The organism is Collinsella sp. AM16-21 (assembly GCF_003471905.1).
Taxonomy (GTDB): Bacteria; Actinomycetota; Coriobacteriia; order Coriobacteriales; family Coriobacteriaceae; genus Collinsella.
Genome location: NZ_QRKJ01000009.1, coordinates 45,953 through 58,757, shown reverse-complemented (window position 1 = coordinate 58,757; position 12,805 = coordinate 45,953). Strand labels below are relative to the sequence as shown.

The window sequence follows — 12,805 nt, the reverse complement described above, 5'->3', positions numbered from 1 at the left end:
TACCGTGCTACTTGCGCAGCGGCTTGGGCAGCGGAATGCCCGCCGCGATGACGGCGGCGATGATCATGCAGACGATACCCTTGAGCGGGAAGCACATGAGCAGCAGGCCCACAACCATGACCGGCTGACGCATAACGACGCCCATCGTCGAGGCGGTGCAGACGGCGACGCAAAAGACCGGATCGGCGCCGGTGAGGATGGCAAGACCATAGCCCAGGCTCACACCCGAGAAGATAACCGGGAAGAAGTGGCCGCCACGCCAACCAAGGTTGATGAGGGCGGGCGTCAGCATGGCCTTAACAAGACCGGTCGCGATAAGCACGCCGGCGGGAATGGTCAGATAGGTCTCCATGAGCACGTCGGCTTGGGTCTCGCCGGCAAACATGGTGTAGGGCAGAGCCGTACCGCAGGCGGCAAGTACCAGACCGGCCAGCATTGCCTTAACGACAGGACGCTCTCCTATGGCCCGGGCAAACGTTTCGCTCGCGTGCTCAGAGACAAAGTACAGCCAGCCGCATACGGTGCCGACCAACGCCAGCGGAATGAGCCAGACAAGTTCCAGGTTGCCCACCTGAGCGGACTCGAACCTGGTCATGCCCATGCCGCCGCCCATAAGCTGGCCGAGCAGCAGGTAGGTACCCAGACCGCCGGCAATCGCGATGCCGTAGACCACGGTCTTTTGCGCCTTGGGCAGCTTGATGGTGATCTCGTCGGAGGCGGAATCCTCGTCTTCGTTGGCACCCTGACCGTCAGCACTTCCGGCGAGCGGCGCCACAAAGCCAAACACGGGCGCGGTAAAGAGTGCCGTCAGAGCAGCCTGGGTGCCCAGCAGCGTGAGCTCCCTAAACTCAGCTCCAAAGCGACGCATGCGGTCGCCGACCCAGCTGCACAGACCCGCGATAACGCCGGTCAGGCCGGCCTCCGGTCCAATGCTTCCGCCAAACAGCAGCGGCAGCAACGCCGCGAGCGAAAGCTTGCCCAGGTTGTCGTACGGATAGCGACCGTCTTGCTTAACCTTGGCCATTACCTGGTTGAGGTCATCGGTCTTGGTGCCCGTCATCTTTTCGTACAGGCCGATCAGCAGGCCGCCCAGCAGGCAGACGAAAAACGGATACGGCAAAAACCCGAACGGGCCGCTCGCGAGCTCGGGTGAAGCGACGCCCAGCATATGCGGGATCTCGGTCCATAGATAGTCGATACCGCGCTCCATCGCAAAGAAGAACAGCCAGACCGCGGTGCCCGCAAACGCACCGGTCGCAGCCACGCTCACTAAGAACAGCGCACGGTTTTTGGGTTTTGCAGGGGTATCCATCGGGACCTCCCGTGGTCAAATCGACAAAGATACGTTTTATTGTAGGACGAGCAGGCCTCGGGCGGGCTAACCATCTACGCCGCGAACGGTGCCGTTGGGTGCCGCACGAGCGATGAGCCTAAGGCTTAGGCGCCGATAATCGATGCGATTTGACGCAGGTCGTCGGCAAAGTAGATGCCGGTCTGGCGCTGCGGGCTCGATAGGCCCTTGTCGATCATGCGCCCGAGCAGCGACTTAAGATCGTTGTAGTAGCCCCCGAGGTTGTACAGGATGCACGGTGCATCGAGATGCCCCAACGACACGGCGGACATGACCTCGGCAATCTCCTCGAGCGTGCCCGTACCGCCCGGGAAGGCGATGAACGCGTCGCCGAGCTCGATCATCTTGGCCTTACGCTCGGCCATGTCACTCGTCACGATGAGATCGTCAATACCGTCGTGTTGAAACTCTGCCTCGATAAAAAAGCTCGGCTCAACGCCCGTCACATGCCCGCCAGCATTGAGCACGCTATCGGCAAGCGCGCCCATCAGGCCCGACTTGGAGCCGCCGTATACCAGCGCGTGGCCGTTGGAGCCAATCCACGTGCCGAGCTCTCGCACTGCAGGCAGAAACGCCGGGTCGTTGCCGACGCTCGCGCCCAGGTATACCGTGATATTCATATTCAGTCCCCCTCGTCGTGACGCGCGTCGCCCGTTCTAGCGTTGGCGTCGGCGATATTCGCGCACACGGCGCGACAGGTCGGCGAGCTCGTCACGATCGAGCTCTTCCAAATGCTCGAGATCGTCCATAAAGCGCGCCATGGTGTCCTTTTGACGCATCTTGATGAGCGTGTTGCAGTAGTTCACCGCCACGCCCGTGAGCATGGCGATGTAGAAGATGCTGATGACGCTCAAAACGACGGTGATAGCGCGGGCAACCGGCGTCTCGGCCGGGATATCACCGAAGCCGATCGTCGATACGGTCTCAAAGCTAAACCAGAGGCCGTCGCCAAACGTGAGGGTCGTGGGCTCGGACAGCCAGACGGCCGTCGAGCACAGCAGATAGAAGACGAGAAACAGGCCCGTGATGCGCGCAAAGCCAGCCTGGCGCAACACGTCAGCAAGCGTCCTCAACTTGTTCATCGCGACCTCTTTTCCCAGACGCCCAATCACATTCGCTCGGTATTGTCCCACGCCTCCCCCGCAAACGGAACTAGTCATTGGGGACGTTCTTAAATGACTAGTCAAACAAGAACGTCCCCAATGACTACCTGACCGTTTAGCGGTGCGGTGGCTGAGTGGGCAGGTTGAGCTGGTATCCTTATGTGATACTGTCTCGACTCGATAGGTTTACATGTGAAACCTTCCGCCATCCTTCGTTTGGCTCTATATCGCACCCTAGCCGTCGCGGTTGCCGTACTCACCGTACTGAGCGCCGTCATGCCTGCCCCCGCCTTTGCCGCCGACTCCGACCACCAGGTCAAGACGGTCCGCGTTGGCTGGCTCGTCAACAACAAAGGCTTCCAGGAAGGCACGCCGGGCGAGCGCCTCTCGGGATGGGGCTACGAGTACCTCCAGACCCTCTCGTATTACACAAAGGGCTGGCAATACGAATACGTTAGCGGCACCTTCTCCGAGCTTATGGACATGCTCGAGGCAGGCGAAATCGACCTCATGCCCAACATCTCGTATTCGGCAGAACGCGAGCAGAAGCTGCTCTTTTCCTCAAATCCCGAGGGCACCGAGCGCTACTATATCTACGCCAGGCCCGACCGCGACGATCTAGCCAAGGGTGACCCTCAGGCGCTCCAAGGCCTCACCATCGGCTGCAACTCTGGCGTTATGCAAACTATCGTCGGCCAGCAGTGGCTCGCCAACGAAGACGTTACCTGCACCTATAAAGAAATCGACACCGGCAGCGCCCTCTTTGAGGCGCTTGCAGACGGCGAGGTCGACGCCGTCATCATGAACGACACCATTTCGTCGCCCGATGCGTCACCCATGTTCTACGTAGGCTCGAGCGACTACTATTTTGCCGTTCCCAAAAGCCGCCCTGACCTGATGAACGACATCAACGCCGCCATGACGACCATCGCCCGCGATAACCCGCGCTATAACGAGGAAGTCAAAACGAGTTACTCGACCCAAAACAGTGGCTCGTCATCGCTCACCGGCACCGAGACCACCTGGCTCAAAGAAAACGGCAATACCATCACGCTCGGCTACCTTAAAAACCAACTTCCCTACTGTACGCAAAATGACGACGGCGAGATGGAAGGGTCGCTCGCCTCGCTTGCAACGACGTTGCACGACAAGTTTGACATTACGGTCAAAACAATCGCACTCTCGAACAACAAGCAAATGATCAAAGCCCTTTCCAACGGGACCATCGATGTCGCCCTGCCGTTGTTTCGCGACTACTGGCTCGCCGAACAGACAGGGGTCATCCAGTCAAACTCGATGGGAACGGTTTCGCTGACCGCCATTCACAGTGGCAAAAACCTGAACAGCGACCTTAAGAACATCGCTTGTACAAAGAGCACAATCGTTAACCGTTTTGAGCTCGAAAGTCTCTTTCCGAACGCAACGGTAACCGAGTATTCGAATGACGGCGAGGTGCTCAAAGCCCTCGATGAGGGGAAGGCACGTTGCATCATTGTCCCCAGCACGCGCCTGGAAACTCTCCGCGACATCTACGACATCGAGGATTTCGAAACACAGGAACTCACCAACACGGCACAACTATCGTGTTTAATTTCGCGCGGCAAGCCCGAGCTGCTGGGAATCATCAATAAGGGCATCGTCAATGCAGGTGAATCGCTCTCTGCAAACAGCTATTTCCCCACATCGTACTCGGCGCAAGAATCGGATGCGTTCCGACTTCTCTACCGCAACCGCATCGTCATTGCGGCAGTCGTCATTTGCATTTTGCTCACCGGCATCGTCATCCTTGTCTGGTCGCTTTACCGCGCACAGGAGGAACGGCAGAAAGCCGATGCCGCCAACGCCGCCAAAACCGCTTTCCTCACGCGCATGAGCCACGACATCCGCACGCCGCTCAACGGCATCCTGGGCCTTATCGAAATTGAGGAATTGAGAGAAGGCGACATGCAGGTCGCCCGCGAAAGCCGCGCCAAGGCGCGCGTTGCCGCCAATCACCTGCTGTCACTGATTAACGACATCCTCGAGATGGGCAGGATCGAGGAGCGCAAAGTGACGCTCGAGCACGAATCATTCAACCTTAAAGAGCTGTGCGACAATGCGCTCGTACTGTGCAAGCTCCGTGCATCGGACCGCGGCATAACCATGCTCGACACCAGCGAGCCCTACGCTGTCGACCAATATATGATCGGCAGCCCCACCCATATTCGGCAGATCCTTGTCAACCTGCTCGACAACAGCATCAAGTACAACAAGCACGGAGGCACCGTCACGTTCTCATCGACCATCAAACCGGTCGACGACGAGCACGCCGTGTTTTGCTTTAGCGTCTCGGATACCGGCATTGGTATGACATCCGAGTTTTTGGCACACATTTACGAGCCGTTTGCCCAGGAAGGCGACGATGCGCGCAGCAAGTTCCAAGGAACCGGCATTGGCATGTCTATCGTCAAATCGCTCATCGATATGATGGGCGGCACGATTGAGATTTCGAGTGAGGTTGGCGTGGGGAGTACGTTTGACGTCCGGATTCCGCTCGATATCGACAAGAACCCTCAGATAAAAGAATGTGCAGACACGCAGGTAAGCAGCTGCTCACTCGCCGGCATGAACGTCCTTTTGGCAGAAGATAACGAACTCAATGCCGAGATTGCCCAAGCTCTGCTCGAAAGCGAAGGCATCGTCGTGACTCGCGCCGCCGACGGCAACGAAACGGTCGATCTATATGTTGGTCGTCCCACCGGCAGCTTCGATGCAATCCTGATGGACATCATGATGCCGGGCATGGACGGCTACGAGGCAACCCGGGCGATCCGCCTGAGCGAAAAGGCCGATGCGGCCGACATCCCCATCATCGCGCTCACCGCCAACGCCTTTGCCGAAGACGCCAAGGCGGCACACGACGCCGGCATGAACGCCCATCTGCCCAAACCGCTCGACTTTAGCAAGCTCAAAAACATACTCGCCTGTATCAAGAAAAATGGGGCTGTTTCGCTATAGTTTGTGCTCAACCACCATGCGCAGTAGAAAGGAAGCCAACGATGTTTAGGCCCTTACGTCGAAAGAAACGCGCCATCACCGACGAGAAAGCGCGCGAACTGCTCGCTACCTGCAAGCGCGGCGTCTTTGCCGTCAACGGCGATGATGGCTACCCCTATGCCATTCCCGTCAACTACTTCTTTGACGCCGAGCACGACAAGATTTATTTCCATGGCGCCAAGGCTGGCCACAAGGTCGATTCACTCAAGCATGATGATAAAGTCTGCTTTACCGTTTACGGCAACGAGTGGTACAAGGACGGCGACTGGGCTCCCTACGTTATGAGTACCGTTGTCTTTGGTCGTTGTCGCCTGGTAGATGAAGCGCCCGCGTTTATCGAGGACAAAGTCCGTCAGCTCGCGCTTAAGTACTACCCTTCTGCCGAAGAAGTCGAGGAGGAGATCGCCAAAGACATAAAGGGCGTCCAACTCTACGAGATTTCGATTGAGTATCTTTGCGGCAAGCAGATTCAGGAAAAGTAGCGAATGCGGAAAACGCGCTCGCTACCCTCTGCGCCCCATGCGCCCACGCATTTTGACGGCGTGGGCGCATGGGGCAGCACTCGAATCGAGCGCCCCCTATACCCCAAAAACGTAGCGGTCCAGGCGGTCGCACGCCTCCCTTACGCGCGAAAGCGGCAGCGCCAGATTCACGCGAATGTGGCAGGGCCCGTGGAACGGGCGGCCGTCCTGATACCCCACGCCCACGCGCGCCCCCTCGTCGAGCAGCCACTGAATATCGCGGCCATGCTCGCGGCACCATTCGGTGCAGTCCAGAAACACCATGTACGTGCCTTGCGGACGCGAATAGGACACGCCCGCAAAATGCTCGTCAACGTAATCGCAGAAGCACTCGATATTACCGGCAAGCACCTGGTTGAGCTCGTCCACCCACTCATAGCCCTGAGGCTGATAGGCACCGATAAGCGCATGCATGGAGAGGACGTTCATCTCGTTGTAGTGAGTCTTGTCGGACACGGCGCACACGCGGTCGCGCAGCGTCTCGTTATAGACGATGTGGTAGCTGCCGACCAGGCCCGCCAGGTTAAACGTCTTGCTGGGCGCATAAAGGGCAACCGTGCGCATGCGGGCATCCTCGCTCACCGACTGCGTCGGGATATGCTTGTGACCCGGCAGGATGATATCGGACCAAATCTCATCCGAGATCACCACGCAATCGTGCTGGCGATAGATGTCCATGGCACGTTCGATCTCGTCGCGCTCCCATACGCGGCCGCAGGGATTGTGCGGCGAGCAGAACACCGCGGCGTGGATGTGGTTTTGGACGAGCTTGTGCTCCATGTCCTCAAAGTCCATGCGCCACACGCCCTGGTCGTCGAGCTTAAGCGGGCTGTGGACAATGCGATAGCCCGCGGCTTCGATGGACTTGGTAAAGCCGATGTAGGTAGGGCTGTGGACCAGCACCGCATCGCCCGGCTGGACATACGCCCGCAGGGTCGACACGACACCGCCCAGCACGCCGTTTTCGTAGCCGATATGCTCCGGGAGCAGACCCTCGACGCCATTACGTCGGCTCTGCCATTCGATGATGCGGTCGAAGTACTCGTCGCGCGGATCGAAATAGCCAAACATGGGATGCTGGGCGCGCTGAATGATGTGCTCCTGGACCGTGGGCACCGTGGCAAAGTTCATGTCCGCCACCCACATGGGGATGCGGTCGAAGCCCTCGTCGGGCGCGTTCGGAGCCATGCCAGGGATCTCGCCCCAGGAGTCAACGGCGATGGCGTCCATGCCGTGGCGGTCGATAAGCGAAGTAAAGTCGTATTTCATGCTGAGCTCCCGTGCAAAGCGGATTGTTTTGATAGGCGTTATTGTCCACCAGCGTGGGCGATTTTGGCACGGGGTTTGGCGTTGAATTTGGCGAGCGCCGTCGAATGGCCAGCTAGTCCCGTGCGTCGTTGACGGCGGTTACCGTCAAGCTGGTTCCATCAACCGTAAACGATATGTCGAGCCCGGCGTAAGCCAAGTGGTACACGCGGTTTGGCTCGTGCTTGCTGCCCGCGCGGCGCGGATCTTGGCGAAGGACCTCTATCAAGCCGGAGAGCTTTGCGGGCGGGACCATATCCTGCAGCGCATGCGGAAACTCAACGTCGAGATCTTGCCACGGCGCATCCTCAATCCAGCCGCCTGTCGCATCCGGGTGACAGTCCGCAAACGGAATGTAGGGCTTAATGTCGTAGATGGGCGTGCCGTCGCGCAGATCGGCCCCTAGCACATGGATGATGGGGGCGTCGTCGTTAAGCTCCACGCGGTCGAGCTTGACGCAGGTAAGACCGATGGGATTGGGGCGAAACGGGCTGCGTGTGGCAAATACGCCCACGCGCTCGGCTCCACCCAAGCGCGGCGGTCGCACGGTCTTCGACCACTTGGCGTTGGTGCCAGACCTGTCCTGCGTCTTGGCATCGGCGGCGATGTCTTCCGCCGTGCCGCCGGGCGTTCCGTTTTCAAAGCGCCAGAGCAGCCACAGGTGCGAGAAGGAGTCCAAGCCCTCAACCGCCGCGTTGGAAGCATATTCCGGCTCAAAGACAATGCGCCCCTCAAGATGGGGCGCCAAAAAGCTGTTGCGCGGGATGCCGAACTTCTGCGGCAGGTCGGTATGTATGTGTGCAATAGGTTCCATGCCGGTCATTGTACGGCACAGGCGCGCGGGGCGCAGGCTGCGATTCTCTCTCATCGTCATCTGCATGCAACCAACGGTTGCTTGGAAGGACATCGGCTGCCGCGTATGCTTAAGCCAACAAGCAGCAGAAAGGAGCCATTATGGCCTTTGCAGAAAAGCTCATCGCCATCCGCCGCGACAACAACCTTACCCAAGAGCAGCTCGCCGCCAAGCTCTTCGTCACACGCCAAGCCGTCAGCCGTTGGGAGCGTGGCGAAGTCACCCCGGGCATTGACATGATGAAGCTCATTGCCGCCGTAACCGGAGAGCCGCTGCCCCACCTGCTCGAAATGCCCGAGCACTATTGCCAGAGCTGCGGCATGATACTCACGCCCGACGACTACGGCACCGACGCCACGGGCGCCACGACCGATCATTACTGCAAGTGGTGCTACGACCACGGCAAGTACACCTATGACACCACCATGGAGGCGATGATTGAGGATTGTGCCCCGCGTCTGGCACAAAACACCGGCATGTCGCTCGATGAAGCCGTCTCGCTCATGGGCGCCGTGCTGCCGCAACTGGAGCGCTGGCGCTCCGTGCACGAAAACGAGGAGCGCTACGGTGCCGAGGCGCGAGCGCGCTATGGCGACGAGGCGATCGACGCCGCAAACGAAGCACTGCTGGATATGGATCCCGAGACATGGAACGACATGAAGGAACTTGAACGCGCTATTCTGGGCCAGCTCTCGATTGCCATGGGCGACGGCGATCCAAAGAGTAACGAAGCCCGCAAGCTTGTCGCAATGCACCGCCGATGGATTGGCCTTAACTGGGGACACGAGCCCCAGGACGAAGCATACCTGGGCCTCGCCAATGGTTATCTTGCCGACCAGCGCTTTGTTGACTACTACGACAACCCCTGCGGCACCGGAGCCACAGCGTTTCTGGTACAGGCAATCGAGTCGTCGTTGACGCGTGCATAGACCGCGGCGGCTTTGGGTATTTCAATCGAAACCTCAACCGATTGGAGACCTATGGCTACTGATCACGAGCTCGCGCTCTACGTTATGACCGGCTGCCCGTATTGCATAAAGGTCAAGCGTTTCCTGGCCGATAACGGCGTGACCATCCCCGAGCGCAACATCTCGACCGATACCGAAGCCGAGCAGGCACTCATCGCCATCGGCGGAAAACGCCAGGTTCCCTGCCTGTTCATCGACGGCAAACCACTCTACGAATCGAGCGACATCATCGCGTGGGTGCAGAAGAACCTGCTCTAGCACGCGCACTGCGGCCAGTTCGCGCCAACCGAGCCGAACCCATACGAACCAAACATGTACGCCAGCATCCAAAGTCGACATTTTCCGACATCTTTGGATGCTGACGTACAGCTTTTCAATCTAGTCATTGGGGACGTTCTTGAATGACTAGTCGTTAAAGAACGTCCCCAACGACTAGTAGCCACAAAAGCGGGCAACAGGCGCAAGCGGCTGCTCGCGAAAGACGCGCTCGACAGCAGCGCGGTATTCATCGACCTTTTTGGTCTTGCGAACGAGCTTGTGAACGGTCGCGGGATCGGCGAAGGCGCATTTGGCGTAGAACCACCACTCCTTCATGCGAAAGACCGCGTTGTCCCCAATCTCGTCCGCATAGGCCGCAAACAGCATGTCGTGGAAGCGCTGCAGCTCAGCGGCCGTGGCAGCAGGGCCGCCCTTAACCATGCGAGCCAGCGCGGGGTTCGCGAGCAAGCCGCGCCCCAACATTACGTGGCGTGTTCCGGGATAGGCCCCCACCAGCGCATCCATGTCCTCAAGATCAAAGATGTCGCCGTTATAGGCCACGGGAAACGGCGCCCGCTCCAACGTCTCGCCGTAAAACTCTTTACGCGGCGAGCCCGTATAACGGTCCTTTTGCACGCGCGGATGCACGATCAGCTCTGCCAGCGGCATGCGGCAATAGAGGTCGAGCACGCGTTCGTACTCGTCATCGCTTTCCAACCCCAGCCTGGTCTTGACCGACACCGGCAAGGGTGAGCGTTCGCACACGTCGCTCAAGAACACCTCGAGCTCATCCAGGTTGCGCAGAAAGCCCGAACCCTTGCCTTTGGCAACAACCGTACCCGAGGGGCAGCCAAGGTTGAGATTGACCTCGCGGTACCCCATCTCGGCGAGCACCTGCGCCGCCCACACAAACTCGTCCGCATTCTTGGACATCAGCTGAGGTACTACGTTAAGCCCCTGGTTATTGGCAGGATCGACCTCTTTAAACGCCTTGCCACCAAAGCGGTTGCCCACCCGCGGCGGCGGCAAAAACGGCGTGTAATAACAATCGAGTGCGCCAAAGCACTCCGCATGCACGCGACGGAACACATGCCCGGTAATCCCCTCCATAGGGGCCAGCGATAAATTCATCAACATCCACTCTCAAATCAATGTGACAAAGGGACTGTCCCTTTGTCACATCCCATTCAAGCGGTTCAGGAACTCTTCGCAGGCGCGAGAACGCAGGCGATATTTTTTCCACACCAGATACGATGCAATGGTGAAGGGGCAAAAGGGCAGTCCCTTTGCCCCAAGTGCCGGCTACCGGACGCAAGCTAGTTGCCGTTCGCGAACGCCGCCCATATTTCGAGGTCTAATACTTTTCCCGAGAAGTGAACGGCTGTATTTGGACCCCCGAAGCATTGACATTTTTAGGCGTCAAAACCGCAGGATTTGACTGGCAAAACCGCAGGAAATTGCACGCCAAAAGTGTCGATGCTTCGGGAGTCCGTTTTCACTCGTTCACTTCTCGGGAAAAGTATTAGACCTCGATTCCGCAGTCCCCGATGTGACAAAGGAGCAGTCCATTTGTCACATTCAGAATTGACCCCCCCCCCCCGCAATAGCTCATCGAGGGCGGGGTACTCTATACTGAGTCACATATGACGGTATCGCGCCAAAGGAGAACGCCATGACCACGTCGCAGATATCCCTGCTCGCGCTCATCTTGGTTGGGGGCATCGGTATCCTGCTTATCGGAGTGAGCGCGCTCATGAAAGCCGCCGCTCGCAGGAAAGCCAAGGCCTGCACCGCTGCAACCATGGGGACGGTCATCGACCATCGCTTTATGGGTGAAGGCAGAATGTATCCCGTTTTGGAATACACCGTTGACGGCACGCAATACCGCGCGACAAAACAATTCCGCGGCATAAAGACCAAAAGCTTGTCGGGACTCCCCATCCGCACACAAGCCGCCGCCTACGAAGACCCCAAGGGCTGGCTGCACGTACAGACGGGGCCCATCGCCCGCCTAGACACCCTTGCAGAGCAGCTTTGGCCCCTCGGCAGTCAAATGACCGTACACTACAACCCCAGCAACCCAGACAAAAGCTATGTCGAACGCCCCATCGTGGGCAACTTTGCCACACTGATGTTTAACATCGCAGGCTTCTTGCTCATCGCGATGAGCATCTTGCTCTATGTTCTTATCCAGCGCTAGCTCAAACTGATGCACCCCGCGCCCCATGCGCCGCAACGACCGTTACGACACCAAGGATCAGCCATGGCAACACTTTCCGAACAAGAACGTAAGCGCATCCAGCGATACTGCATCTATCCCAAGGTTGCCGGTGCGGCGCTTGCCATGGCATTCGTGCTGCCATTTTTGATCATTCCCTTCGAAATGATTGACGACATCGTCTTCCATCACGAAGGCTTCCAAGAAACGGGCATGATAGCCGCCCTGGTGCTCACCGCCGTCGAGCTCGTCATCTTCTGCTATTGCGCGCTCGCGCCGCGCTTTGGCATGCGCGGCAAGCAGTGGAAAGAAATGCAGCGCCGACTCGCCGTCGAGCAGTCCGAGAAAGACCGCTCGGCACAAATCGCGGGCGTTATTGGCACGCAGGCCGCCGCGCACCTGCTCAAGAACAGCGACAACGAGACCGCGCGCAACCTGGGTGGCGCGGCAGAAGTCGCCGCTGCCGTAGGCGCCGTCGCCACCGCAGCGGATGTGCTTACCGAGAGCTTCGCTAACGCAAAGGCCATGGCGGAGGCCTGTGGTGTGCCCATCCCCCGTACAAAAAAGTGGATCGTCGCACTTGTGGCGCTGCCCATCGCAATCGTGTGCGGTGCCTATATCCCGCAGCTGGCGCAGGGAAACATCGAGATGCAGGAGAACGCCGCGGCCGCGGCCGAGCAAATTGCCATCGCCCGCAAGACGCTAGGACCCGCATGCGAGTACGTGTCCGCCGATGACCCTTACGAGCGATATCAAGATTACGGCTATCACGTCCGCGGCTACCTTCACGACGGCGACTCCGATACCCAGAAGACCTATACGTACCTGGATTTCGACAACAAGGGAACGCTCAAGGAAGTGAGTTACATAGCAGAGATCGACCCCGACGCGAGCCTTGAGGACAACCTCGCCCGCATCGAGCTCGACTTGGACGAACTTTCCTCTGTCGTCCAAACCGTAGACGTCAAGACCGTGAGTCCCGAGCTCCTAGCACCGCAAAAGCTCCCCGAAGAGTTTAGGCAGGCTTTTTTGAACGGTTCGCTCTACGAGAGAATCTCCATCAGGACGAGTGACAACCCCATCAAAACGTACTATTCGTTTGACACGGATCCCGAGGATGAATTTGACGAGTACACCCATCCAAGCATCCGTATCACATTGATGGGCAAAACGAGCTAGCCACCCAATGTGA

At 58.5% G+C, this 12,805-nt stretch carries 12 protein-coding genes; 6 read left to right on the top strand and 6 right to left on the bottom strand.

Annotation, left to right across the window (positions count from 1 at the left end):
* Positions 1–7: 7 nt before the first annotated feature.
* From DW180_RS06360 to DW180_RS06350, 3 genes are all read right to left on the bottom strand, one after another.
* The gene (locus tag DW180_RS06360; RefSeq protein WP_118238023.1) at positions 8–1,312 is read right to left on the bottom strand and encodes a chloride channel protein; all 1,305 of its coding nucleotides are present in this window, start codon (positions 1,310–1,312) and stop codon (positions 8–10) included.
* Positions 1,313–1,437: 125 nt separating this feature from the next.
* A complete protein-coding gene (locus DW180_RS06355; protein WP_117758274.1) occupies positions 1,438–1,971 on the bottom strand; it encodes a TIGR00730 family Rossman fold protein in 534 nt (177 codons plus the stop codon).
* A 36-nt stretch (positions 1,972–2,007) separates the two neighbouring features.
* A complete protein-coding gene (locus tag DW180_RS06350) occupies positions 2,008–2,433 on the bottom strand; it encodes a potassium channel family protein (protein ID WP_055252221.1) in 426 nt (141 codons plus the stop codon).
* 213 nt (positions 2,434–2,646) lie between these two features.
* On the opposite strand from DW180_RS06350, the gene DW180_RS06345 reads away from it, so the two are divergent.
* Complete coding sequence (locus DW180_RS06345) at positions 2,647–5,451, top strand: transporter substrate-binding domain-containing protein (protein WP_117758275.1); 2,805 nt, start codon at positions 2,647–2,649, stop codon at positions 5,449–5,451.
* A gap of 41 nt (positions 5,452–5,492) precedes the next feature.
* Complete coding sequence (locus DW180_RS06340) at positions 5,493–5,972, top strand: pyridoxamine 5'-phosphate oxidase family protein (protein WP_118238021.1); 480 nt, start codon at positions 5,493–5,495, stop codon at positions 5,970–5,972.
* Positions 5,973–6,068: 96 nt separating this feature from the next.
* Here the strand turns inward: DW180_RS06340 and DW180_RS06335 are convergent, their stop codons facing one another.
* Together DW180_RS06335 and DW180_RS06330 are read right to left on the bottom strand one after the other, a co-directional pair.
* On the bottom strand, positions 6,069–7,280 hold the full coding sequence (locus DW180_RS06335; protein ID WP_118238020.1) for a MalY/PatB family protein: 1,212 nt from the start codon (positions 7,278–7,280) through the stop codon (positions 6,069–6,071).
* 112 nt (positions 7,281–7,392) lie between these two features.
* On the bottom strand, positions 7,393–8,184 hold the full coding sequence (locus DW180_RS06330; RefSeq protein ID WP_233545205.1) for a tRNA (N6-threonylcarbamoyladenosine(37)-N6)-methyltransferase TrmO: 792 nt from the start codon (positions 8,182–8,184) through the stop codon (positions 7,393–7,395).
* A gap of 86 nt (positions 8,185–8,270) precedes the next feature.
* Between DW180_RS06330 and DW180_RS06325 the strand changes: the two genes are divergently transcribed.
* A complete protein-coding gene (locus DW180_RS06325) occupies positions 8,271–9,098 on the top strand; it encodes a TipAS antibiotic-recognition domain-containing protein (RefSeq protein WP_118238016.1) in 828 nt (275 codons plus the stop codon).
* Between the two features lie 51 nt (positions 9,099–9,149).
* Positions 9,150–9,395, top strand: a complete 246-nt coding sequence (locus tag DW180_RS06320) for a glutaredoxin (protein ID WP_118238014.1) — start codon at positions 9,150–9,152, stop codon at positions 9,393–9,395.
* Positions 9,396–9,569: 174 nt separating this feature from the next.
* On the opposite strand, the gene DW180_RS06315 is transcribed toward DW180_RS06320, so the two are convergent.
* The gene (locus tag DW180_RS06315) at positions 9,570–10,526 is read right to left on the bottom strand and encodes a tRNA-dihydrouridine synthase (RefSeq protein WP_117773961.1); all 957 of its coding nucleotides are present in this window, start codon (positions 10,524–10,526) and stop codon (positions 9,570–9,572) included.
* 541 nt (positions 10,527–11,067) lie between these two features.
* Here DW180_RS06315 and DW180_RS06305 point away from each other — a divergent pair.
* Complete coding sequence (locus tag DW180_RS06305; RefSeq protein WP_118238012.1) at positions 11,068–11,595, top strand: DUF3592 domain-containing protein; 528 nt, start codon at positions 11,068–11,070, stop codon at positions 11,593–11,595.
* Positions 11,596–11,658: 63 nt separating this feature from the next.
* Positions 11,659–12,792 carry a hypothetical protein gene (locus DW180_RS06300; RefSeq protein ID WP_118238010.1) on the top strand — a complete coding sequence of 378 codons (1,134 nt, stop codon included), beginning with the start codon at positions 11,659–11,661 and terminating at the stop codon, positions 12,790–12,792.
* Positions 12,793–12,805: the final 13 nt, after the last annotated feature.

Coding starts and splice junctions, on each gene's coding strand:
- DW180_RS06360 (WP_118238023.1), bottom strand. CDS start 1,312: ATGGATACCCCTGCAAAACCCAAAAACCGTGCGCTGTTCTTAGTGAGC.
- DW180_RS06355 (WP_117758274.1), bottom strand. CDS start 1,971: ATGAATATCACGGTATACCTGGGCGCGAGCGTCGGCAACGACCCGGCG.
- DW180_RS06350 (WP_055252221.1), bottom strand. CDS start 2,433: ATGAACAAGTTGAGGACGCTTGCTGACGTGTTGCGCCAGGCTGGCTTT.
- DW180_RS06340 (WP_118238021.1), top strand. CDS start 5,493: ATGTTTAGGCCCTTACGTCGAAAGAAACGCGCCATCACCGACGAGAAA.
- DW180_RS06335 (WP_118238020.1), bottom strand. CDS start 7,280: ATGAAATACGACTTTACTTCGCTTATCGACCGCCACGGCATGGACGCC.
- DW180_RS06330 (WP_233545205.1), bottom strand. CDS start 8,184: ATGAGAGAGAATCGCAGCCTGCGCCCCGCGCGCCTGTGCCGTACAATG.
- DW180_RS06325 (WP_118238016.1), top strand. CDS start 8,271: ATGGCCTTTGCAGAAAAGCTCATCGCCATCCGCCGCGACAACAACCTT.
- DW180_RS06320 (WP_118238014.1), top strand. CDS start 9,150: ATGGCTACTGATCACGAGCTCGCGCTCTACGTTATGACCGGCTGCCCG.
- DW180_RS06315 (WP_117773961.1), bottom strand. CDS start 10,526: ATGAATTTATCGCTGGCCCCTATGGAGGGGATTACCGGGCATGTGTTC.
- DW180_RS06305 (WP_118238012.1), top strand. CDS start 11,068: ATGACCACGTCGCAGATATCCCTGCTCGCGCTCATCTTGGTTGGGGGC.
- DW180_RS06300 (WP_118238010.1), top strand. CDS start 11,659: ATGGCAACACTTTCCGAACAAGAACGTAAGCGCATCCAGCGATACTGC.